This is a genomic window from Flavobacterium sp. LK-23 (genome assembly GCF_058135255.1).
The window spans coordinates 1-23577 of the sequence record NZ_JBYUVT010000010.1; the positions used below are offsets into that span (position 1 = coordinate 1).

Annotated in this window: 18 protein-coding genes; 6 read left to right on the top strand and 12 right to left on the bottom strand. The window is 33.7% G+C overall.

Annotated elements, in window-relative coordinates; translation table 11 throughout:
- The first annotated feature begins 525 nt into the window (after positions 1-525).
- Positions 526-876 carry a hypothetical protein gene (locus tag AC3Y25_RS15330; RefSeq protein ID WP_482501963.1) on the top strand — a complete coding sequence of 117 codons (351 nt, stop codon included), beginning with the start codon at positions 526-528 and terminating at the stop codon, positions 874-876.
- 210 nt (positions 877-1086) lie between these two features.
- Positions 1087-1320, top strand: coding sequence for a hypothetical protein (locus AC3Y25_RS15335; RefSeq protein WP_489903320.1), 234 nt, complete (start codon positions 1087-1089; stop codon positions 1318-1320).
- 127 nt (positions 1321-1447) lie between these two features.
- Here AC3Y25_RS15335 and AC3Y25_RS15340 read toward each other — a convergent pair whose 3' ends face one another.
- The 5 genes from AC3Y25_RS15340 to AC3Y25_RS15360 form a co-directional block, all read right to left on the bottom strand.
- On the bottom strand, positions 1448-2314 hold the full coding sequence (locus AC3Y25_RS15340) for a hypothetical protein (RefSeq protein WP_489903321.1): 867 nt from the start codon (positions 2312-2314) through the stop codon (positions 1448-1450).
- A gap of 2 nt (positions 2315-2316) precedes the next feature.
- Positions 2317-3747, bottom strand: a complete 1431-nt coding sequence (locus tag AC3Y25_RS15345; RefSeq protein WP_489903322.1) for a DUF3696 domain-containing protein — start codon at positions 3745-3747, stop codon at positions 2317-2319.
- 526 nt (positions 3748-4273) lie between these two features.
- Positions 4274-5362: an efflux RND transporter periplasmic adaptor subunit gene (locus tag AC3Y25_RS15350; protein WP_489903323.1), complete on the bottom strand. Its 1089-nt coding sequence runs from the start codon at positions 5360-5362 to the stop codon at positions 4274-4276.
- A complete protein-coding gene (locus AC3Y25_RS15355) occupies positions 5352-8636 on the bottom strand; it encodes an efflux RND transporter permease subunit (RefSeq protein WP_489903324.1) in 3285 nt (1094 codons plus the stop codon). The genes AC3Y25_RS15350 and AC3Y25_RS15355 overlap by 11 nt, the downstream gene beginning before the upstream one ends.
- Before the next feature lie 12 nt (positions 8637-8648).
- Positions 8649-10034, bottom strand: coding sequence for a TolC family protein (locus AC3Y25_RS15360; RefSeq protein WP_489903325.1), 1386 nt, complete (start codon positions 10032-10034; stop codon positions 8649-8651).
- Positions 10035-10208: 174 nt separating this feature from the next.
- Here AC3Y25_RS15360 and AC3Y25_RS15365 point away from each other — a divergent pair, with 174 nt between their 5' ends.
- The 3 genes from AC3Y25_RS15365 to AC3Y25_RS15375 all read left to right on the top strand — a co-directional run bounded on the left by AC3Y25_RS15365 (position 10209) and on the right by AC3Y25_RS15375 (position 12544).
- Positions 10209-11246: a sensor histidine kinase gene (locus tag AC3Y25_RS15365; protein WP_427874302.1), complete on the top strand. Its 1038-nt coding sequence runs from the start codon at positions 10209-10211 to the stop codon at positions 11244-11246.
- The gene (locus AC3Y25_RS15370; RefSeq protein WP_489903326.1) at positions 11243-11947 is read left to right on the top strand and encodes a LytR/AlgR family response regulator transcription factor; all 705 of its coding nucleotides are present in this window, start codon (positions 11243-11245) and stop codon (positions 11945-11947) included. Before AC3Y25_RS15365 ends, AC3Y25_RS15370 begins: the two co-directional genes overlap by 4 nt.
- Positions 11948-12070: 123 nt before the next feature.
- Positions 12071-12544 (top strand): hypothetical protein, encoded by a 474-nt coding sequence (locus tag AC3Y25_RS15375; RefSeq protein ID WP_250836471.1) that lies wholly within the window; start codon positions 12071-12073, stop codon positions 12542-12544.
- A 450-nt stretch (positions 12545-12994) separates the two neighbouring features.
- On the opposite strand, the gene AC3Y25_RS15380 is transcribed toward AC3Y25_RS15375, so the two are convergent.
- The 7 genes from AC3Y25_RS15380 to AC3Y25_RS15410 form a co-directional block, all read right to left on the bottom strand.
- The gene (locus tag AC3Y25_RS15380) at positions 12995-13759 is read right to left on the bottom strand and encodes an SDR family oxidoreductase (protein WP_489903327.1); all 765 of its coding nucleotides are present in this window, start codon (positions 13757-13759) and stop codon (positions 12995-12997) included.
- A 284-nt stretch (positions 13760-14043) separates the two neighbouring features.
- On the bottom strand, positions 14044-14766 hold the full coding sequence (locus AC3Y25_RS15385; protein ID WP_489903328.1) for an SDR family oxidoreductase: 723 nt from the start codon (positions 14764-14766) through the stop codon (positions 14044-14046).
- Between the two features lie 219 nt (positions 14767-14985).
- The gene (locus AC3Y25_RS15390; protein WP_202004485.1) at positions 14986-15909 is read right to left on the bottom strand and encodes a helix-turn-helix domain-containing protein; all 924 of its coding nucleotides are present in this window, start codon (positions 15907-15909) and stop codon (positions 14986-14988) included.
- A gap of 231 nt (positions 15910-16140) precedes the next feature.
- Complete coding sequence (locus AC3Y25_RS15395; RefSeq protein WP_489903329.1) at positions 16141-16800, bottom strand: 2'-5' RNA ligase family protein; 660 nt, start codon at positions 16798-16800, stop codon at positions 16141-16143.
- Between the two features lie 11 nt (positions 16801-16811).
- Positions 16812-19073, bottom strand: a complete 2262-nt coding sequence (locus AC3Y25_RS15400) for a CocE/NonD family hydrolase (protein ID WP_489903330.1) — start codon at positions 19071-19073, stop codon at positions 16812-16814.
- Between the two features lie 114 nt (positions 19074-19187).
- Positions 19188-19502 carry a hypothetical protein gene (locus AC3Y25_RS15405; RefSeq protein ID WP_427874298.1) on the bottom strand — a complete coding sequence of 105 codons (315 nt, stop codon included), beginning with the start codon at positions 19500-19502 and terminating at the stop codon, positions 19188-19190.
- A 529-nt stretch (positions 19503-20031) separates the two neighbouring features.
- On the bottom strand, positions 20032-21063 hold the full coding sequence (locus AC3Y25_RS15410) for a helix-turn-helix transcriptional regulator (RefSeq protein ID WP_489903331.1): 1032 nt from the start codon (positions 21061-21063) through the stop codon (positions 20032-20034).
- 107 nt (positions 21064-21170) lie between these two features.
- Here AC3Y25_RS15410 and AC3Y25_RS15415 point away from each other — a divergent pair, with 107 nt between their 5' ends.
- Entirely contained in the window at positions 21171-23561 is a 2391-nt protein-coding gene (locus AC3Y25_RS15415) for a TonB-dependent receptor (protein ID WP_489903332.1), read from the top strand.
- Positions 23562-23577 lie beyond the last annotated feature (16 nt).

A 23577-nucleotide genomic window follows, 5' to 3' on the forward strand; every position in this document is an offset into this window, starting at 1 on the left:
GAATCCTGACTGTTATTTCTCATCGCAACAAAATTTATTAAAGTTAAATTTTGTTACCGAATTATCTAACCTTTACAATTTCGACCGAAGGGAGACCCGAGCGATAGCGAACAGGCGAAGCAAATCTCCACAAGTAGCTCGACAAAGATTGGCTATTTAGATTGCGGGGCTTCGACTTCGCTCAGCCTGACAAAGGTGTTCAATTTGTCTATTCGTTTAGTTTGTCATTTCGAGGAACGAGAAATCTCCACAAGTAGCTCGACAAAGATTGTCAACTCACTTTGCGGAGTTTCTCGCGAAGATTTGCTTCGCCTGTTCGCTATCGCTCGTGTCTCCTCACGTCGAAATGACAAAAATGCGATAAATACCTCCTGAAATATAGATTTCTCCTTGCTAGCGCTCAAGTGTAGCAACTAACGAACGCAATATACATCACTACAATATTTCATTTTTCTACTTTCTCTCTTTTGTAAAAAATAAGATTTTATATTAATTTATATTTGTAGTATATTTTAATCTAAAACTATGGACATACTCGGCGACTATGAAGTACAATTCTATATCATGTGGGGTAAAATGATTAATACTAAATACACATGGTTAACAGCTTACATAAATGACTATAAGGAATTAGAGGAAGTTCAGAAATTTTTAGACGAACATATTTATACCGTTATAAATGGAGAAATAGAAAGAGGTGGGGAAATTACAGAAAGTCAATATTTTGCTGATATTAATATTTTGGAAACAAAAATATACAAAGATGCAAGAGCTTGGCAAAATGATAATGCTATCGAACCTGATCTTATTATACCAACTCTTCATTTTACAACGATTTTTGAAGCATGGCGTGATTATTCTCTTATATATGGTTAGAGATTTTAATTATTTTTAAAGCTATTTTAAAATAATATTTTTCTTACTTTTTTAAAAAGTTTTCTTACATTTGAAGTTCTTAAATCTTCACATTAAGACAACATAAAAATTTGCCCTCGTGCTATGTAGTAAAGCTCCGAAAGGACTTTGACGCCGTGAAGAAGCGTAAGACTACTAAGGTATGAGGGTTTTTCTTAAATTCTTCACTTTATGAAAACTAACACCCTTTCCAAAGAAGCCGAAACAAGGCTGATTGATTTTTTTAACCATATTATAGATCCTGAAGATATGGCTAAAATCTTAAGACAAGTAAATTGCATTTTAGCTCTCGGCGTAATGCGACAACACGAAACCCTCCAAATTGGACTAACCAATTTTGAAGACAATTATTATTGGCTCAATGAATTGGCAGAGATTTTGAATCCTTATTTGAGTGAGGAGTAAAGATTTATTAAATTTAAAAACCTCGATTTTTTTAAGAATCGAGGTTTTTATTTTGATTAATTTATGCTTACAAAAGAAAGTCAGCATAAGTAAATTGCGAATTATTTATAATGTATTTATGGAAATATTAGGCTCTAAATAAAGGTTTCTTTGATGATATTTTGCTACAAGTTTCTTCACAAATAAATATGTCTATTTTCCAGGTTGGTTCTTCAATCAATAAATTTTGCCAATCGTTACTAACTTCAATAATCATATCCATAAACATTATTCTCCGCTCATGAATTTGGCTACGTCTTGCTCGACGAACAGTGACACGTAAATATTTAGCAACAATTTCATTCTTATTATCATTTCTTTCTACCGTATTATAAATAGATTTTGTATAATAATTAAAGCGCGCACTTTCATTTATCATCTTATCGTGATAACTATGACTGAAATTTGTAAAAGCATCAAATATATCTACATTATCTCCTTGGCGTAAATCATATAAATAATTAAAAAATGTTTGAATTTCTAAATTTGTTTGAAAGTTGTGTTGCCAAAAAGTAAGTCCCATTTTACCTCTTGCTGCTAAATCATAAAATAAATAATCACGTTGATTGTTCAAGTTTGAAAGTGTTGCAGAAAATTTTGATTGTGTTGAGTCAATATCGTTAAATGAAAGATTAACATATGTTTGATTTCGGGAAAGTGCAAGATATTTTCTTTCCATTGCTTGGAGCAACAACTGCAAATTACCACCAGATGCTGAAATGCTAATAGATTGATTATTTATAAAAGTTGCAAATTCATCTCTGAAAAAATCACGTTCAGACGTATTTTCAGGGAATTCTTGTTCGAATAAATCTAGTAGTGCTTTATTTAAAACAAAATGATTGGTTTTAGTTTCAAAGACTTGGCTTACTAATTGTTCTTCTGTTGTTTTTTGGAATTTTGATCTAGTATTAATGTAAATTTTCACTAGTTGTGGTGTTAATAATATTTCCATGATTAATCCAATAAAGCTCTTGAGAGTTGATATGAATTGTCAAAAAAACCAGATGGAAAAGAAGGAATTAGTTTCCCATCCTGTTGAATTTTGTGAGCGGTAACTTTACTATTTTCTTCGCGAATTAAGTAATGAATACTTACGCTTTCAGGAGTTAACTCTGCTTTTTTCTCTTTTACTGCAACTTGAAGTTTTCTAAGAATATGTTCACTATGTGTTTCGATTACATAAGTCGTTCTTTTGGATAACATTAATAAAGTATCTATTAGTTTTGCATGTAGTTTTGGGTGTAAATGAACTTCTGGTTGTTCTATTAAAATTATAGACCCATGACGTTCCGGAAGAATTTCGGCTAAAAAGCATTTTAAAATTATTGGAAGTTGTAATGACACTCCATATCCTACATCAGTTATGTTACTAAAATGATCTTTAATTTTTACTCTTAACTCACGAACAGGAAGCTTTGGATCATTAAGGATTTCTAAGTCATCTAAAATCCCAAAATTTTTCAATATACTTATAAATACTCCTAATAATATTTTTGTTTGCTCATTTTCTTTACTGAAAAAATGAACAAAATCTTCAATATCGTTAATGTGTGAACTATCTTTGGCATCTCTAGCAAAATAAATTCGATTAGGCGCTGTCTTGATTGGATTAATATATTCCATTTTCTCAATATTACGTTGCAAATAATTTTGAGCAATAAGAAGATATGAAATTGGATAAAAAACAGATTCGTAATTTAATTGATTTTCTCCTAACAAGTCTTTTGCAGGTGAAGGTAAGTCTAATAATTTTAAGATTGAAGCTTCTAAGGTAGAAGCTTGTACAAGTGTCAAAAAGCCATCTTTCTCAAAGCGTAAATTATTCAAAGTAAATTTTTGCTTAGTTCGATAATCTTCAAATACTAAAGAACATGGTTTGGAAGTTTCAAGAAATATATTTTTGTTAGAATCTTGCGCTTTAATAAATAAAAAAGTTATTTTTCCTAGTGCTTCATTTTCTATAAAACAATTTATTGATTCATGATTATTCAATTCTTTAGTGAGTGAGAAACTTACATTTGTAGATTTTTCAGCAGCGTTTCCTAAAGATGATTTTATACGTCGGATTGATCCAAAATTTACATTTTTGACAAAACTAAAGAAGTAAGGATCAAATTCGTAAAGAGAAAATGCAAAAGAAAGAGGGAGATCCTCTTGATTATAGAATATTGTCTCCTTGTAATTACCTAAATCAGCGTATTGACCAGAAAAAGCGAAATTTGTTTCAGTATTATTTTGTGAACTAAGAGTTTGCTTAAGTGCAAGAAAAAATTTAAGCAAACTACTTTTTCCTGAGCTATTTTCACCAATCAAGATATTTATTTTTGAAAACGAGAAATCTTGATCTTTGAAACTTCGAAAGTTTTTAATTGTTAAATCAAACATAGAGTAAAGTAATTTTTAGTAATATTACAATTATTTTGTACATAATTTCTATTTAGGTTTGGAAAATTGAATTTTTATTTTTAAGTTTAGTAAGATTTTGTTTACTTCTTTAATTGTTAAAAAAAAGATTATGGTATTTCGTTAAAAAAGGAAAAATTTCCAAGTTATGATTAACTTAAATTTAAGTAAACTTTTATTTGCGATAAAATCATTAATTATTATCGAAATAATTTTGTTCCTTAATTTGTTAATCCAAAAATATTGAATTTATTAAAACAGATAATCAGGTATTTTTACCTGTTTATCTGTTTTAAATAAAATTTAATAGAACCTCATAGTTATGCTTAAAAAACAAATATTCAAAATTTGAAAAGTTCAAAGGCTTTTTTTTAGCACTTTTATGTATATAAACAAAAAAAACAGTCCCTCCACAAAGAGGAACTGTCATAAGGCAAATTTTTAAATTTGCATTCCTAAGAATGCGTACAGTTTTTGGTAATCACTAAATTGAAGACTAAAACGCAGGTTATTCGTTTATGACATCGCCTTCCTTAGTTTCTTCGCTGGCAATTTTTACCAGTTTATCGTTTGGAGTCAAATCGCCGAAAATTTCGATTTTATCTTCGATTTCTCTTCCTTTTTTAATGTCAACTCTTGTCGCTTTGTGGTTTACCACTTTCACCACATATAAACCTTCTGCAGAATTCACCACTGCCGATTTTGGCACTACAAACGTACTGTCTTTCGCGTTAAGCGGTAACAAAACTTCGGCAACCATTCCAGGCAATAAATTTCCTTTGGTGTTGTGAACGTCCATTTCAACTCTTTCTGAGCGTAGTTTCAAATCTAAAGCGCCAGACATTCTGGTAATTTTTGCTGTAAATGTTTCTGGTAACGATTTTACATTAAAACTCATTTCGTCGCCTGGGTGTAAATATCCTGTATATAGTTCTGGAACCGAAACCGCCAAACGCAATTTACTTTGCTCCTGAATCGTTAATAAAGGCAAATCTGAACCTTTTCCTGCCGGGCCAACAAATGTTCCTAAATTCACATTTCTAGCTGCTACAACGCCATCAAAAGGAGCACGAATTTCAAGATAACCTCTCATAATCGCAATTTCTTTATGAGCTGCAATTGCTGCTTGGTATTGTGCGTAATCAGAATTCTTTTTACCGCTTGCCATTTCTAAATCGTTTTTAGAAATCGTTCCTTCTACTTTGCTTGTTTCATACAAACGGTTGTACGTGCTTTTGCTGGTTGCATAAATCGCTTCCATAGATTTCAATCTCGATTCGGCTGCAGCCAATTGCGAACTGATTTCTGGTGCTTCTAAAACGATTAAAAGCTGTCCCTTTTTTACTTTCGTACCAATATCAACTTTCAATAATTTTACGAAACTGCTCACTTTTGCATACAAATCAACTTGTTGGAAACCGGTTAATTCGGCTGGTAAACGCAATTCTGTTGTTAGTTTTTCTTTCGCTAAAGCGAAAGTTTCTACTTTAGGTTCGATTTCCGCTTTTACTGTTTCTTCTTTTTTAGAATTACAGCTGTTCAGGAAAAATACTGCTGCTAGAAACAGCGGGCTATATTTTATAATTTTAGTGTTCATTTTTTGGTTTTAATGATGAGATATAATGGATGCTTTCTTCGTCTTCAGGATCTAAAGAAACAGATTGTGTCGATGTTTTTTCTTGTGCCCACGCAAATATCTGCGGAAGGATTAATAATACGGCAAAAGTAGAAAATAATAATCCGCCAATAACCGCTCTTCCTAACGGAGAAACCTGATCGCCTCCTTCGCCGTGTCCAATTGCCATTGGCAACATTCCCGCAATCATCGCAACCGAAGTCATGATAATTGGACGAAGACGTAACGCAGCAGCTTCACGCGCAGATTCTAACGCATTTCCGTTTATTTTTCGAAGCTGTTCGGCATTCGTAACCAATAAAACGGCGTTGGCAATAGAAACTCCGACGGACATAATGATTCCCATATACGATTGTAAATTTAATGTAGAACCTGTAATAGTTAACATTAATAAAGATCCTAAAACTACCGCAGGAACTGTCGTTAAAATAACCAACGAAACTTTAAACGATTGGAAATTAGCAGCCAACATTAAGAAGATTACAAAAATGGCAACCAATAATCCTGTTTGTAAACTGCTTAATGTTTCGGTCAATACAGTACTTAGTCCAATTGGCGTAATAAACAAACCACGAGGTAATTCGCCCAAAGCGCTAATTGTTTTGCCCACATCTTTTGTAGCCGTACCTAAATCGGTTTGGTAGATGTTTGCCGTAACGGTAATGTATGGCATGGCTCCTAAATTGTCGTTTTCACCGCTTACAAAGCCCGGTGTAATTTTGGCAACGTCGCTTAAAACAGGACGAAGCGAGTTTTTCAATACCGGAATTTCTCCAATATCGGTTTTGCTTTTCATTTTATTTAATGGTACTTGAACCTGAACAGAATACGATAATCCTGCTTTTTCGTCTACCCAGTTATTTTTTTCGGTATAACGAGAAGATGAGGTTGAAGCCACCAATGAACGCGAAATATCATTCATATCAACTCCTAATTCGGCAGCGCGAGTTCTGTCAATATCAATATTCATTGCTGGATAATGAATGGGCTGACCAATCTGTACGTCTCTGAAATACGAAATCGCTTTTAGTTTGTCTACAATTTGAGTCGCGTATAATTCGTTTCGTTTTTTGTCTTTTCCGGCCACTCGAATCTCAATTGGAGTAGGAGAACCCTGGCTTAAAACTTTATCCGTCAATTCGATTGGCTCAAAAGAAAGTTTGGTGTCTGGCAATACTTTTTTAAGTCTTGCTCTAAACTCATCTTTAAAATCATCCATATCTTCATGATAGTCTTTTAAACTCACTTGAAAAACTGCTTCATGAGAACCTGCCATGAATAGATAAATCGGGTTGATCGAGAACAGAGAAGGGTGCTGGCCGACATATACAGACGTAATTCCGATATGATCTTTACCCACCATTTTTTCCAATTCTTTTAAAACAACTCTGGCTTGTTCTTCGGTTCTTTCCAAACGCGTTCCGTCAACAGCGCGCATTCTCAATTGAAACTGACTAGAATTGGTTCTCGGGAAAACGTCTTTTCCGATAAAAGTAAGAAATACAATCGCCAGAATAATGGATCCTGTTAGATAAATAATAGTCGTTGCTTTTTTATGAACAAACAAACGATCTAAAGTTCGCATGAAACGATTTCTGAATTTTTCAAAACCGCTTACTTTTCCGTCGTTATTGAAATCTTCTCTTTCAACCAAATCTTTTTTCTGACCAATTAAATTCTGCTCCGATTCAGGCGTTAATCCGCAGGCGTTAAACTCTGCTTCGTCGTCTGTAATGTTTGGTTCGTGTGCGTGTTTTTCATGACCTTTCATCATCCAGTTGGCCATTACAGGAACAAAAGTCTGCGAAAGCAAGAATGAAATTACCATTGAGAATCCGATTGCTAAAGCCAATGGCAAGAACAACGCTCCCGGAATTCCGACCATGGTAAAGGCTGGTGCAAATACGGCTAGAATACAAAGAAGGATCAACAATTTAGGCAAAGCAATTTCCTGACAGGCATCCCAAATGGCGAGTGCCTTGGGTTTTCCCATGTCGAGATGCTGGTGAATATTTTCGATGGTTACGGTACTTTCATCCACCAAAATACCAATTGCCAAAGCCAATCCTGAAAGAGACATTAAGTTAATCGTCTGTCCGAATAATTTCAGGAATAAAACTCCAGAAATAATCGAAATCGGAATTGTCATAATTACGATTAAAGCGGCACGACGGTCGCCCAAGAATAATAAAACCATTAAACCAGTTAGAACCGCACCGATAATTCCTTCGGTAATCAAACTTTTAACCGAGTTGATTACATAAACCGACTGGTCAAATTCGTACGTAATGTTTACATCTTCAGGAAGCGTACTTTGAATTTTAGGAAGCTCTTTTTTCAATTTCTGAACCACATCCCAAGTAGAAGCGTCGCCCGCTTTTGCAATACTGATATAAACCGAACGTTTTCCGTTTACTAATGCGTAACCTGCCGTGATATCGGCACCGTCTTTTACATTGGCAACATCGCCTAGTTTTAAGTTTTGAACACCGCCTTTGAATAACGGAATCTGCTCAAAATCTTTAATTTCTTTAATCGTATTATTGGTTGGCGTAATATAGTTTTTGTCGCCCATACGTACGTTACCAGATGGAGCCGTTTGGTTGTTTAAACGAATCGCTTCCACGATTTGATCTGGCGTCATATTATGAGAACGCAATAAATCTGGATCTACGTTTACCTCAATAGTTCTTGGACTTCCTCCAAATGGAGCTGGAGATAATAAACCAGGAATCGAAGTAAAAGAAGCACGAACATAAACGTTGGCCAAATCCTGTAATTCGTTGTTTGAACGTATTTTACTGCTCAAAACCAATTGTCCGATTGGCAGTGAAGAAGCATCAAAACGAATGATAAACGGAGGCTGTGTTCCCGGAGGGAAAACCGCTTGGATTCTGTTTGAAAGCGCACTTAACTCGGCAGCCGCCTGAGCCATGTTGGTTCCTTCATAATAGGTTAATTTCATAATCATTAACCCTTGAATATTTTTAGTTTCTACCGATTTGATACCATTCGAAAAAGGTAAAACGTTTACGTAGTTTTTGGCAAAATAAGCCTCCATCTGGTCTGGCGTGTAACCTCCAAACGGATGCGCGATATAGATAACCGGCAAATTCATTTTGGGCAGAATGTCTACCTTAATGTCTTTGATGGCACCAATTCCGAAGAAAAATAGACCCGCAACCAATACTAATATGGAGATGGGTTTGCGGAGTGCAAAACGTATTAAATTCATTAGGATTTATAATTAAAATTCATTTATAAATAAGTCAAAATTTCCTGTCGCAGCGACTTTCAATAAGTACGATTGCCACACATTATTATTGACAATATCTTGATCGATTTCAGCGCGATTTAAAACATACATCGTTTGTGTTAAATCAGTCAAATCAGTTAAACCGTTTTTGTATAAAGTTGATTTCTGTACATAAGCTCTTTTTGCCGCATCAACTTGAATAGGCGCTTCGGCATAATTTTCTAAAGTAATTTTGATCTTATCTTCGGCAAAATTCAATTGCGATTTCAATTCTCTATCGGCCTGATTGTATTCTTCCTGCAATGCCTGAGAAACAAATTTCTGAGCGCTAACTTGTTTGCTTGATCTAAAAGGAGTGGTTAAATTCCATGTAATTCCAACACCAACCAAATAATTGGTACGATCCGGATTTACGCCATCCCAATAGTTTCTGCTAAAGGCATTTTGGTCTGTAGCATAAGTATTCTCAAATCCCGAAGCTCTGGTTTGTAAAACCCCAAAAGCACTCATGGTCGGATAATAAAATCTCTTATACAATTTAACCTGCTGGTTGCTGTAATCGATTTTCGTTTTATAGAATTGTAATAAAGGATGAAGACTATCTGTAGAAGCTTCTTTTGTTACTAATTCCTTCGGAATCTGAGTTACAAATAAAGTATCTGTAACGAAATCCTGAGGCGCAACGCCCATTAAATCGACTAATTTGTTGTTTTGTTCTTTAACGAAGTTTCTAGCAAGGTTTAAAGCAATTTTAGCTTTAGAAACCTCGGCTGTAGCCAAAGTAGAATCGACTCCGGCCAATAATCCGTTTTTAACTCTCGCTGCAGCAGTCTTTTTGAAAACTTCTGCACGATCTAAGTTCTTTTGCTGTGAAATCACTAATCTCTGGCTCGCCAATAGATTGAGATAAGCAGCCGAAATTTTGATTTCCTGCTGGAATTTTTCCTGCTGTAAATCTTTTTCTTTAGCCTGAACATCAATTTTAGATAAATTGATTTTTTCCTGTGTTTTTCCGAAAGTGAAAAAATCCCAGTTCATGTTGACTAAATAAAGTGCGCCAAAAGCCGAATTCCAGTTTTGTTCTGGTAACGGAAGTCCTGATGAAGCAACTCCTAAACCTCCAAAACCATAAAGCGGTCCGTTTTGTCCGTTTACAGTTCCGTAATCCTGCTGTGCCGATAAATTTAAGTTCGGCAGATAATCACGTCGAGATTGTTTTAGAGTCTCTTTTGATGCATTGGTGTAATTGTTTTTTGCTCGGATAGAACCGTAGTTTTCAAGACCTATCTTTAATGCTTCTTTTAAAGACAGGGTTTGAGCATAACCGATTGAGGCAAAAATCAATAAAAATAATAAGGTAATTTTTTTGAAATACATAAACTCAAGGTGTGAATAGAAATGTTTTTGAAGCAACAAATTTATTTCTCTTATGCTGATAAAAGTCAGGTTAAGTGATGTACTGCACTAGTAAATGACGAATTGAATTGGTCATTTTTTGAAAAAATTAATTAAATATTTGTTCGTACTTTGTAAACTATTTCAAAATTAAGAATGAACAAAAAAATTGATAACATACTGGATAACAAATGGTGGCAGGAGGTTGCCGTTGTCCTTTTCTCCTTTACAATATATACCCTAAAAAATGATTGGATGTTATTTAGTTCATTCATTTCTATTGCAATGGGTATATTTTTCTATTGCGTTTTGTACATGCATGCCCAGTTTAATCGCTTTTTTCTGCTTCCTATTTTATTCAAAGCAAACAAACCTTTTACCTATATCATTTTAACGCTTTTTGGAGTTTTTGTATTTTCTGTCATTTTGTATGAAATTACAAGGATGGATATGTTTGCCAAATGCCATTTGTATCAAAACTCGCATCAGAGAAGTTATGCGTACCAATTGGCAAGTGTTTTAGGAACTTTGGTCTGCATTCTGAGTCCGATTATTGTCTTTAAGTTTTATCGTATTCATAGAAAACAAACCGATGCGGCTTTATTGTTCAATCAAATGCAATTAAATTCATTGAAAGGACAATTAAATCCGCATTTTTTGTTCAATACTTTTAATACATTGTACGGAATCAGTCTGGAATTTCCAGACAGAACGCCAGATTTAATTATGAAGGTTTCGCAGTTAATGCGTTATCAATTAGAAAGCAATAGTAAACAATGTGTTTCTTTAGAAGACGAACTCGAATTTATAAACAGTTATGTTCAGTTGGAAAAAGAACGTGTTGGTTATCGCTGTGATATTACTTTTGACAGTACGGTAGACAAAGATTACACGTATAAAATTTCGCCAATGCTTTTAATTGCGTTTATAGAAAATGCATTTAAACACGGAACTTGCGCTATTGAAAACTGCTTTGTAAAAATTGCTATTAAAGTTGAAAATGGATTATTGCATCTTCATGTTACCAATTCAATTCCGAAGAAAAATGATGTGATTTCGACTAAAATTGGTTTAAAAAACACGATCGAACGTTTGAATTTAATTTATGGAAAAGACTATAAATTAGACATTCAGGACGATAAAAAGACTTACATTGTTGATTTAGAAATACAGCTAAAAAAGTTTGTAGGATGAGAGAAACAAAAAGATGTATTATAATTGATGATGAACCCGCTGCACATTATGTTCTGGCTAATTACATTAAGCAGAACCCGCAGTTAGAATTGGTTTTTCAAGGATATAACGGCATTGAAGCGATGAATTACCTTAGAGAAAATTCAGTCGATTTAATGTTTCTGGATATCAATATGCCTGAAATTTCGGGAATGGAATTGCTTAAAATTCTTCCAACGCATCCTAAAACTATTTTAACCACAGCCTATTCTGAATTTGCATTGGAAAGCTACGATTACGGCGTGATTGATTATTTACTGAAACCAATCTATTTTCCAAGATTTTTAAAAGCAATTGACCGTTTTTTTGCTACTGAAAGTACCAAACAAAAGACAGAAGAAACTGTAAATTCAGTAAGTGTAAAAGTTGATGGTTATTTAATGGGAATTGAATTGGACCAGCTTTTATACGCCCAGAGTTTTGGTAATTACGTAAAACTTCACACCATCAAAAGAACGTATCTGGCTTCTATCACGACAACAGAGTTTGAAAAATGTCTTCCCGAAAAGAGTTTTATGCGTATTCATAAATCGTACATCGTAGCGCTGGATAAAATTGATGCAACCGAAAAAGATTTTGTGGTCATTAAAAATGAAAGAATCCCAATCGGAATTACGTATAAAAGAGAACTAACAGATCGATTAAAAAAGCTTGAATTGTAATCTAAAGCTTTGATTTTAAAGGCGTTTTTCGTGCAGATGAAAAATGTTAATTTCTTCATGTTATCTTAATAAAAAAGTAGTAATTTTAATACGTTATTAAAGTCTAATTTAAAAAATGAAACTATGAAAAACGTGCTTTTGTCTTTTACTTTTTTATGCAGTAGTTTTTTAATTGCGCAGGAGGGAACCAATATGAAAAAAGTGGTCACGCCTCCAGAAAAAATCCGATTTGCTTTTGAAAGGGAATATCCGGGAAAAGTACCAGTCTGGTCGGAAGAATATGTTGGTGACGACGCAGATGAGATCAGGTATGAAGCGCGATACAATGTAGATGATAGAACCAAAGCAGTAGCGATTTACGATAATCTCGGAAACATGAAAGCGTATGAATTGCAAATTCCGTTTAAACAGCTTCCGATAAAAGCACAGTCGTATTTAAAAAAGAATTATAAAGCAAAAGCGATTCTAGAAATTGCAATGGTGGTAGACGATAAGAAAAAAACAACCTACGAAGTCGGTGTAGAAAAAGATACTAAATTTTATGATATTGTTTTTGACGCAGAGGGAGGTTTTAATGTCTCTGTAGAAAAAAACTAAATGCTTTACTAATTCAAATATTATTTGAAATGACAAACCCGATGAGTTTTTGGTTACTTATCGGGTTTTGTTTTTTTTAGGTTTCAAGTTTAAAGTTTCAAGTTTCAAGTTTAAAGTTTCAAGTTTCAAGTTTCAAGTTTCAAGTTGATATTCTTTGTGTGTTTTAACCGCAAAGAGCGCAAGTTTTTTTTAAGCTTTATGCTATATAAACGCAAAGTTCGCAAAGCTTTATGTAAAAACTTTGCGAACCTTGGCATTCTTTGCGGTTAAACCTGAAGCTTGGAATTTGGAATAACCGCAAAGAGCGCAAGATTTTTTCTAAGCTTTATGTTATATAAACGCAAAGTTCGCAAAGCTTTGTCTATAAACTTTGCGAACCTTGCGTAATCCCTAGCGTTCTTTGCGGTTAAACCTGAAACTTGAAACTTCAAACTTCAAACTTGAAACCTCTTATAACATCATTCCACCAGAAACTTCGATTCGTTGTGCATTTACCCAGCGAGAATCCTCAGTACATAAAAAGGCAACAACACCGCCAATATCATCAGGAAGACCAACTCTTCCTAAAGCCGTTACAGAAGCAATTTGTTGGTTCATTTGCTCATTGTCGCGAACAACTCCGCCACCAAAATCAGTTTCGATAGCGCCAGGAGCAACAACATTGGCTCTAATTTTTCTTGCACCCAATTCTTTTGCCTGATATTTGGTCAAAGTTTCAATAGCTCCTTTCATAGATGCATAAGCCGCATAACCTGGGAATGAAAATCTTGCTAAACCTGTCGAAATGTTTACAATTCCGCCACCGTCGTTCATTGCGTTTAATCCTTTTTGAGTCAAGAAAAACGGACCTTTAAACTGAATATTAGTCAATTGATCAAACTCAGCTTCGGTCGTTCCAATGAAAGAATTGTGAATTCCAATTCCGGCATTGTTTACTAAAAAGTCGAATTTATCGGTTTTGAATGTGTTCTTTAAAGTTGATTCTACTTCTTTAAAGAAAGAATCAAAAGTGTTTGATTCAGCTACGTTTAATTGTAATGAAGCTGCTTTTTGACCTAACTCTTCAATTTCTTTTACTACTAAATCAGCTTCTTCTTTTTTGCTGTTGTACGTGATAATTACATCAAGTCCTTTTTTTGCAATTGCAATTGCCATGTTTTTTCCTAAACCTCTGCTACCGCCTGTAACTAGAGCTATTTTTGTATTTACTGCCATTTTTTTAATTGTTAATTGTGAATGGTTAATTGTGAATTATTTACTGTTTGTTGTCAGTCTGAGCGGAGTCGAAGACCTTTTAAGGTAATAATGTCCTTCGACTTCGCTCAGGAGGACAAATCGTTGAGTTTATTATTTAAACACATAGAAACATAGATTTTATTTCTCTTTTAAAAGACTATAAAAAGAAACTAGTTTCTAACACATAGCTATGTGTTTTATTAAAAGTGAAACGCCTTTTTATTAACTCCAAAAATCTATGTTTCTATGTGTTTAAATTAAAACTACGGATGCATTGCATTAAAATGATTTCTCAATTCTTCTGCGCTTGCGTTTAATCTGGTTTCGCTTGTGCCGAAAGTCAGTTCTTGTCTGCCTTGTTTTAGCTGTTCGAAAATAGATTCGATAAAACTGCTTACGCTTGGATGTGCATCGTGAAGACCGATTCCGCCTAAATCGGTATTTAAAGCTGGTGGAATAATTTCTACTACTTCAATATTTTTTTCTTTTAATAAATGACGAAGCGAAAGTGTAAACGATCTTAAAAATGCTTTTGTAGCCGAATAAACTGGAACTTTTGCAAAAGGAGAAAAGGCTAATCCAGAAGTTACATTCATCACTGTTTTTAGCGATGGCAACTGAATAAATAAGGAAGTTAAATGCAAAGGAGCTTCAATATTGGTGCTGATTTCAGCTTTCATACTTTCGTAGAAATTAGCATCAGTAACCGAAACCCATTTTTGAATTCCTGCATTATTGATTAAAACGTTTAAATCAGGATGATTTGCAGCAATCCATTCGTAAAGAGCGATTCGTTCTTGTTCTATAGATAAGTCGCATACTTTAGTAATAATAGAAGGAAATTTTGCTTTTACGTCGTTTAAAACCGATTCTCTTCTGCCGCAAATGATCACGGTATTGTTTTCCTGAATAAATCGTTCAGCAAGTCCAAGTCCGATACCACTTGCACCGCCAGTGATTAAAATTTTGTTGTCTGATAAATTCATCTTTTCGTTCTTTTAATTTGATGAGACAAAGGTAGGAGCGAAGTAGAGTTGGGGAGTTGTAAATATCAAATGGATGTTTGCGAAATTCAAATCACGAGTGATAAATTCCAAAATTCAAATTCCAAATTCCAAAACGTTGTGTTAAACTTTGTCAAAGTTTCAAACTTTGACAAAGTTCTACGAAACCTGAAAACTGAAACCTGAAACCTGAAACAAAATTTAAGCTCTAAAAGCAATCGGCGTATAAGAAGTTTGTTTTTTAAAGAAATTAGAGAAATGCGCTAATTCTTCAAAACCAAGCGAATAAGCGATTTCAGAGATGTTCCAATCGGTTTGTTTTAAAAGTATTTTGGCTTCGTTTGTTAGTCGGTTGCTGATTAATTCGGTTGTGGTTTTTCCGGTGTTTTCCTTTAAAACCTTATTTAAATGATTTACGTGAACGGATAATCTTTCTGCAAAATCTTTCGCTGTTCTCAATTCTAATCGCTGATTTGGAGACTCAATAGGGAATTGTCTTTCTAACAATTCAGCAAATAAAGAAGAAACTCTTGCTGCCGAATTGTGCTTAGAATATAAAGCTGTAATAGGCTGTAATTTTTGTCCGAAGTGAATTAACTCCGCCACATAATTTCGAATTAAATCATATTTGTAAATATAATCAGAATTAATTTCCTTTTGTATTTTATTGAAAATCAATTCTACTTCTGAAACTTCTTCATCTGAAAGCTGAAAAATCGGATAACCGTCTGAAGCGAAAATTGGGAGTTCGTCCAAATCAATTCCGCTTTTGTTTTTAGATAAAAATTCACTCGTAAAAACACAAAACTGTCCGCCTTGATTGGTGTCTTGTGGTAAATAGTTATACGGAATTTTTGGAGTTGCAAATAGCAATCCCTGTTTTTCGATTTCGATTACTTTGTCTGCGTATTCCGCTTTATTGTGACCTCTAATTAAACTTATTTTGTAATACGCTCTGCGGTCATAAGGCATTCCAGGCTTTCCTTTCATGCGTTCCAAAAGTTCTTTGATATCAAAAACATTAAAATGCCCGATTTCTTTCTGAATGTCGTTTGGCAATAAAGAAGTAGGATCAACAGTTGAGCCTTCGGTAATATCTTGGTAAAAGGAATCTAGGGATTTCATATTTGTAAATTGCGAAATTCAAATATACGAAAAAATGTTATGCGAATTTTTGCCACAAAGTCGCTAAGGCGGAAAGTTTTTTTAAGATCCCTCAAATTGTAACGCAATGCAAATCAAATTCACAGTTCCCGTGGTTGAAACCACGGGCTATAACCAAAATGATTACCTATTGTCAACCAATTTTGCAAAAACAAAAAATCTTTGTGCCTTAGTGCCTTTGCGGCAAAACTTTTAAAACAAACTCCCTTGCATAAACTCAGGTTCTGGATTACTTCCAAAAGGAAAAGCATCAATCACAAAAAACTGTTTTACTTTGGGATCGAACTCTCTTAAAACAATTTCATTGCATTCAAATTGAAGATCAATTGTGGTAAAAAGCTCAGAAGCTATTTTAAGATTTTCTGGCGTTAATCTTCGTCCGATTGACATATGAGGATCATTGCTTTTTTTCATACCAGGGACTTTTAAAGTCTCCTGAGTTTTTTTCATAATTGATTTTAATGTAGATTGTTCAATTTCGTCTTCATTAGGTTTCGGTTTCGACTTCCCTTTAATCGGTTCTTTTAAAGCATTATCTGTTTTTTTTACTTTTGGTTTTGATTTAGCTTTTGGCTTCTCATTAGGAACCATAAAAAAAGCTCCAGCATTTTCATAAGCTCCAAATTCTTCAAAATAAACTTGAAAAGGCGTAAAAGTATCCGAAATTTTAGAAAGCTTCTGTTTGATTGCATCGAATTGGGATTCGTCAATTTTAAACTCACAAATCGTAATATGCGCTTCAGAATTGCAGCTGTTGTACCAATTGATTTTGCTTCTTAAAAAGTCCTTCAATTTTTTAACGGGCTCAACCAGTGTTTTAGAATAAAATACAACTGAATATGTTTTTTCCATTAGATACTGTTCTACAATTTTAAAATCGGAATTGTAATGGTGCTGTCAGAATACCATTTTATTTGTAGAGGTTCTTTAGCATCAGCAATAGTTTCGTCGCTCACATTTTTACCTGTACCGTAATTAACTTCCCAATTCGGATTTTTGTTAGCTCCTAATACGATTACAATCGAACTTCCTTTTTCTAATTCTTTAGAAATTATAAAAGTTTGTTCAATGTCAATTGTTTCTATCTTATTAGGAGTCAATAACTGTCTTTTGGTTCTGTCTTTTGCAAAACTTGCTCTTTGCAAATTATTGGTTAAAGCAAAATATTGCCCTTTTGCTGTTTTTTCGTAAAGCTGTATTTCGACATCAATGTCTTTTTTGTTGGTGCTTATTTTTAACGATGTTTTTAGTGAACCGCTAATTATAGTTGCATTTTCAAGAGGATCACTTTCAAAGACCAATAGATGTTTTTCGGGTTTCAAAATCGAATCTATAACTTTAGGAAAACCATTTACATAGTCGTCATTGTAGATATTAATTTCAGATCGATCTGTAAAATCAACCGTTTGGTTAATAGAAATGGCTTTTTTAGGAGCTGTTTTTTGTAAGGAGTATTTCGAATTGCTGCCGCTTAAATAAAAGGTTAGGTCATCATTGTGCATTTTGTCCAACGAAGAAACACTTTTCCATTCATTTTTGCCCATAATTTCAAAGTTTACTTTATCCTTCAAAATTTCAGGACGTTTTGCACCTTTCAAAATATAATCAAACCATTGAAAAATAATGGCATTAATTGGAATATTTGCCGCCTCATCGATAGTGTAACCTCCCAATTCTTTTCGGGGAGTACCTTGTGAACCGCCATGATCATACGGCCCGATTATAAGATAATAATTATCGCTTTTATTATATTTTTGGTATTGATTGTAGTAATACATCGCTCCGAGCTGATCGTCATCGTAATAGCCAGTTGTGCTTAGAATCGGAATATTAATATTAGCAAAAGCTTCTTTTTGAGGCGTCATATTCTGCCAGTAGCTATCATAAGCAGGATGTTCTAGCCATCTTTGAAACAACGGGGAAGGATTGCCTTCAATTTTGTCTAAGGAACGGAAACTCGCTCCGGTTTTATAATATTGCGTAAAAACTTCGTCCCATTTTTTGCTGTTCAAAAAGCTATTGAGATCTGTTAATTTGGTATTGGCAACCAGATGAATCCATTTTAAAGCATAACTCATAAAAATGCCATTTTGCATCGGAAAATCAATTCCTGCACCAACAGAAACTAACGGTACAATTGTTTTTAAAGCAGGATGTACTTTTTTTACCGCGCTCCATTGGCTAAATCCTAAATAACTACCGCCGTATAATCCGATTTTACCATTGCACCACTGTTGTTTGCTAACCCAGTCCAAAATATGATACGCATCGTCGCCATCGTGTTCGTAAGGTTCTATTGGATCATTGCTTAAACGTTTGCCGCGTGTGTTGGCAACAAAACCTACATAGCCCATATTCGCAATTTCTTTGCAGTCGCTAACTTCATTTCCTGCATAGATATTATATTTCATTACCACGGGCTGTGGTTCAGATACATTTTTAAGTCTGACCATAGTGGCAGAAATAGTACTTCCGTTTGGCAAAGTAATAATGATATCGCGGTCTATTATATAGGTATCACCTTCTATTTTTGAAATTATTTTATGAGCAAGAGACAGTGTTTTGCTTAAAATAAAATAGCGAGAATATTGTCGGCACAATTGCGCAGCATTTTCTACACTTATGCTGTCATTATCCTGAACCGCTTTAAGCTGTGTTTCAAAATCTTTTTTAATGTCGGATAATTTTAATTCATAATATCCTTCTGCCCAGCTTTTTCCATCTGTATTTAATGTATTGTATAATTTGTAAAACTCAGTTGTAAAAACTTTTTCAAAATCAGCTTTTGTTTTAGGTTCTTTTGATGCTGTTTTTCCATAAATTTTGTAAACAAACCCTAAAGGTCTATTGGCAATACTATCGCCTAAAATTTCTTGCGAATAGGTCACAAAAGTCTCGTGCATTCCTTTAAAATCTCCTGCAACAGATTGTATTCTAGCATAATTGTCCAAGTAGGAAGCCCTGCTTGGATTTTTATAAAGTGGAAGTACTTTTTTGGCAAGAAGCGGTATGCTTTTGCTAAGAGTTATACTGTCTTTGTAATTGCTTTTTTCGAAATAGATTTTTTGTGAAGTTCCTATTTGAAAGGAAAAACAAATTAATAAAAGAATGATGCTTTTTTTCATCTTAAGAAACTTACTTTTTGAGGTGTTGGTTTAAATTTGTGTTCTCAAAAATAGCATAAATTTCTTATAATCAATAAGTGGATTTTTATTATATTTAAAAAAGAAAAATGTATGCTAAATCTTTCCTTTTAGATGCAATCTATGCAGAATTTCAGATTTCAATAAACCGCTTCCGCCTCCAAAATGCTCAATGACTTCAACATTTGGCTGATTTTTTAAGCAGAAAGAAGTAAATTCTTTTTCGACATGATCTTCAATAGCAGAACTCAAAAGAACAATATCAATGGTATTATTTTGAAAGTATTCTTGTGCTTCTTTTTCATTATTAAAAGCTACTGCGTTCCAGTTTTCATCTGCATTAACGAGACGAAGTAAAATAGCTAAAATAGCTTCGTTTTTTCCGAGTAATAAAAATTGCAGTTGTTTCATTTTTTTGAGGTTCTAAGATGCTAAAGTTCTGAGATTCTAATTATCTAATTAATGAATTACATACAAATGTAGGGAGGGTTTTGGAAAAAGAGACTTAATCTAGGACAAGAAATATTTTTTTTCGGCTCTTTTTTCAGGTTTTATGTATGAATTCGATATTTTATTATGCTAAAATTTCGTTAAAGTATATTTTGACAATAATTTGCAGTACAATAACTTAAGGTTTTTAATTGTAAATAATGTTGTTAATTTTTTGATGCAATGAGGAAAACCGTAAGGTATTCTCTTTTTAGGGCTTTACTTTTGGCATGTTGAAATTTAAAAACAAATGCTGTTTTTACCTTTTTTAGAATATCATTTTTTAGATTTTAACTAATTCATGTTTTTTGGAGAAACATTTTTTTTGAATTAAATTTTGACATATTCATTTGATCGTGGGTACTTGTATAAAAGTTTAGATTATACATTAATGTCTTATTTTAAGGGTTTTAAGAGGAAGTCGACGGACTGAATTTTAAAACCCTTATTTTTAACATATAAATGAAAACGCGAGAAACCAAAACTGAAGGATATCGGTATTGATTTTAAATTTCTGAGGAGAAAATCCGTAATAGTTTTTAAACGCGGCCGAGAAATGAGAAACGTCTTTATAACCGCATTTATACGCCGCTTCGCTTACCGTAAAGGCTTTGGCTTGAAATAATTCTTTGGCGTGCTCCATTCTAAGTTTAATGATGTAGCTTTTTACAGTTGTTCCAAAACAAGCTTTAAAGCCTTTTTTTAATTTGAATTCGTTTAGCGAAATAAGTCTGGAAAGTTCAGGAAGAGTAGGGGTGTTGCGATAGTCGTTTTCTAGTATTTTTTTTGCTTCTAAAAGTTTACTGTAATCTTCTTCGTTGATATTTTCTGCTGGTAAAGGTTTGATAATTAATGTTTCGAGCTGATGGATAAGGAGTTCTTTAATCTTACTTTCGATATAAATTCTTTTTAAAAGACCTTCTCTTGTGCAATTTTTTATCTCCGAAGTTACCCACTGGATTGCTGGTGTAAACGGAAGATATTTTGAGATTAAATAACCGGATTGCTTCTGAAGAATTTTTTTTGAAAATTTTTCATGCAGCTGCCAATCTTCGTTAATGATGTTATAATAAAACTCTTTAGAAAGAATAATCGAAAGATAGTTTACATTTTTGTGAGCTGGAATTTTAAATGATCCTTTAAAATTATTGGTGTAAAATATATTATGGGTATTTTCTTTAGAATACTTTTCGCTTTCCAATTGATCAATATGAGTTTCTACGTTACTACTATAGATAAAATTCATAACAATCGATTCTTCGTCAATTTCAAAAAGAATAGTTTTAGAATTGGAGAAATACAATTGCGTATCCAATAGGACTAATCCGTCGGTTATGAAATGGCGACTAATTATTTTTTCCGAATGGTCATTTTCAATATGAACATTTTCTTCGGTTAAAATACTTTTCGGATAATATTTATCTCCAATTTGAATTTTAATGATGGGCGTTTGAGAAGTTAGAAGAGTGGCTTTGATTTTCAAAATATAATCCGTTTTTACAAAATAATAATCCGTTTTTCCCTATCTTTTTTGGAGACGTTGATGGTACTTTTGCAGCAAAGTTATTTATAATTAGTCTAATTAAAGATATGTCAACTCAAAAATTTTTATTTGCCAGTTTATTTTTTCTAACCACGTTCTTATCATTTTCCCAGCAAAATCAAGGTTTCACAGTGTCTGGAAAAGTTGTTGAAAATTCTGGAGAAACAATTCCGTTTGCAACAGTTATCATCGAAAAAACAGGTTTAAGTGTTATGTCAGATGAAAACGGAAATTATATTTTAAAAAATGTACCATCAGGAAAACATACATTAAGAATCTCAGCAATGGGATTTGCAGTTCAGAAAAAACAGATTGAAGTTTCAGGTAATTTGGATGTTTCAATTAAAATGGAAGGCGAATTGCAGGAGTTAGAAAGTGTAACCGTATTGGGAAGATCTCAAACGGATAAAGTAAATAAGCAATCTTATAGTGTAACTGCCATCGATGCTAAAAAACTACACAACTCAACTCTAGATTTATCACATGCTTTGGACCGTGTTTCTGGGGTTCGTAATCGTGAAGCGGGTGGAGTAGGTTCTAGATCGGAGCTTTCTATAAATGGATTCTCAGGAAATCAGATTAAAGTTTTTATTGACGGAGTTCCGATGGATAATTTTGGTTCTTCTTTTCAGATGAATAATATTCCGATCAATCTTGCCGATCGTGTAGAGGTCTACAAAGGGGTTGTGCCAATTTGGCTAGGAGGAGATGCTTTGGGAGGAGCAATAAATATTGTAACGAATAGTAAGCCAAGAACTTTTGTAGATGCTTCTTATTCCTTCGGATCTTTTAATACCCATCGTTCAAGCATAAACGCGGGTTATACGGCAAAAAGCGGTTTTACAACAGAAATTAATGCTTTTCAGAACTATTCAGATAATAATTATTGGGTAAATGTAGATGTAGCCGATTTAAATACGGGGGCTTATTTTCCAAATCAGAGAGTGAGACGTTTTCACGATAAATATCGCAACGAAACGGTAATTGTAAATGTTGGGGTAACGGGTAAAAAATATGCTGATAAATTAATGATCGGTTTTACTGGCGGAGAAAATCAAGCAGATATACAAACCGGTGCAAGAATGGTAAGTGTTTTTGGAAAGATTTACAGAAAAGGAAGCATTGTAATGCCAACTTTAAAATATCAGGTAAAAGATTTGTTTACTAAAGGCCTTAATGTAAATGTAACAGGTAATTACAATTTTGGTTACGAACAGAATATTGATACTGTTTTTAGAAGATACAATTGGTTTGGCGATTACAAACAATATGAAGGAGCAGGAGGAGAAAGAAGCCGAACGCTTCGTAAGTTCTATAACAACAATGGTATAGCAACAGCCAACGCGACTTATACGCTTAATGACAGACACTCTTTTATGGTCAATAATACGTTTAATACGTTCGATCGTAAAGAAAGTGATGAGTTGGTTCCTGAATCCTTGGTTTATAAACAGCCTAAAAAAACGCAGAAAAATGTTTTAGGATTGGGGTATAAATTAGATTACAATGATAAGTGGAGTACTTCTGTATTCTTAAAAGATTATTCATTAAAAACTACTTATTCTAGAAGTTACAATCCTTCAGGGGCTACAGGAGATATTGCTTATCAGAAATATGTAGACCATACTTCTACAACGGGTTATGGAGCGGCTACGAGTTATTATTTAAAACGTAATCTGCAGATTAAAGCCTCTTATGAAAAGACGTATAGATTGCCAACTCCAGAGGAAATCTTTGGTAATGTCAATGACAACTTAGAAGGAAATCTTGCTTTGAAACCAGAATCTAGCGACAACTATAATTTAGGAGCAAGTTATCAAACGAGTTTCAGCGAAAAGAATGCTTTATCATTTGATGTAAATCTTTTGCAAAGAAATGCAGTAGACTTTATTCGTCCGACATTGAATAATAATCAAACCATGACAACCAATGTCAATCAGGGAAAAGTGACGAATTATGGTATTGACGGTGAGGTAAGATATTCGTACGGGAATCGTTTTACGGCTGGTTTCAATGCTACATACCAGAACATTAGAAACAAAACAATGTACGAGCCTAATCAGAACTATGTGTCTCCTTTCTATAATGACAGGATTCCGAATATGCCTTATTTATTTGGTAATGCAGATGCGACAATGTTCTTTAATAATGTTTGGAAAAAAGGAAACAATCTTTCTGTTGGTTACAACCTGCTTTATGTGCATACGTACTATTTGTCTTGGCCAAGTATGGGAAGCAAAGACAGCAAACTGGAAATTCCACAGCAGTTTAGCCATGATTTGAATGCCGTTTATACGATGGCAAACGGAAAATACAATATTGCTTTAGAATGTAAAAACCTTTTAGACAATAAGCTTTACGATAATTTCTCCTTACAAAAACCAAGTAGAGCTTTTTATATCAAGTTGAGATATTACTTCAGTAAATCAAATAATTAAATTTAATACAAACACC

What these genes read in the sequence shown, in the direction of transcription:
- AC3Y25_RS15395 (WP_489903329.1), bottom strand. Translation starts at nt 16,800, where the DNA reads ATGGAAAAAACATATTCAGTTGTATTTTATTCTAAAACACTGGTTGAG.
- AC3Y25_RS15405 (WP_427874298.1), bottom strand. Translation starts at nt 19,502, where the DNA reads ATGAAACAACTGCAATTTTTATTACTCGGAAAAAACGAAGCTATTTTA.
- AC3Y25_RS15390 (WP_202004485.1), bottom strand. Translation starts at nt 15,909, where the DNA reads ATGAAATCCCTAGATTCCTTTTACCAAGATATTACCGAAGGCTCAACT.
- AC3Y25_RS15365 (WP_427874302.1), top strand. Translation starts at nt 10,209, where the DNA reads ATGAACAAAAAAATTGATAACATACTGGATAACAAATGGTGGCAGGAG.
- AC3Y25_RS15355 (WP_489903324.1), bottom strand. Translation starts at nt 8,636, where the DNA reads ATGAATTTAATACGTTTTGCACTCCGCAAACCCATCTCCATATTAGTA.
- AC3Y25_RS15370 (WP_489903326.1), top strand. Translation starts at nt 11,243, where the DNA reads ATGAGAGAAACAAAAAGATGTATTATAATTGATGATGAACCCGCTGCA.
- AC3Y25_RS15330 (WP_482501963.1), top strand. Translation starts at nt 526, where the DNA reads ATGGACATACTCGGCGACTATGAAGTACAATTCTATATCATGTGGGGT.
- AC3Y25_RS15340 (WP_489903321.1), bottom strand. Translation starts at nt 2,314, where the DNA reads ATGGAAATATTATTAACACCACAACTAGTGAAAATTTACATTAATACT.
- AC3Y25_RS15345 (WP_489903322.1), bottom strand. Translation starts at nt 3,747, where the DNA reads ATGTTTGATTTAACAATTAAAAACTTTCGAAGTTTCAAAGATCAAGAT.
- AC3Y25_RS15350 (WP_489903323.1), bottom strand. Translation starts at nt 5,362, where the DNA reads ATGAACACTAAAATTATAAAATATAGCCCGCTGTTTCTAGCAGCAGTA.
- AC3Y25_RS15415 (WP_489903332.1), top strand. Translation starts at nt 21,171, where the DNA reads ATGTCAACTCAAAAATTTTTATTTGCCAGTTTATTTTTTCTAACCACG.
- AC3Y25_RS15385 (WP_489903328.1), bottom strand. Translation starts at nt 14,766, where the DNA reads ATGAATTTATCAGACAACAAAATTTTAATCACTGGCGGTGCAAGTGGT.
- AC3Y25_RS15375 (WP_250836471.1), top strand. Translation starts at nt 12,071, where the DNA reads ATGAAAAACGTGCTTTTGTCTTTTACTTTTTTATGCAGTAGTTTTTTA.
- AC3Y25_RS15400 (WP_489903330.1), bottom strand. Translation starts at nt 19,073, where the DNA reads ATGAAAAAAAGCATCATTCTTTTATTAATTTGTTTTTCCTTTCAAATA.
- AC3Y25_RS15360 (WP_489903325.1), bottom strand. Translation starts at nt 10,034, where the DNA reads ATGTATTTCAAAAAAATTACCTTATTATTTTTATTGATTTTTGCCTCA.
- AC3Y25_RS15380 (WP_489903327.1), bottom strand. Translation starts at nt 13,759, where the DNA reads ATGGCAGTAAATACAAAAATAGCTCTAGTTACAGGCGGTAGCAGAGGT.
- AC3Y25_RS15335 (WP_489903320.1), top strand. Translation starts at nt 1,087, where the DNA reads ATGAAAACTAACACCCTTTCCAAAGAAGCCGAAACAAGGCTGATTGAT.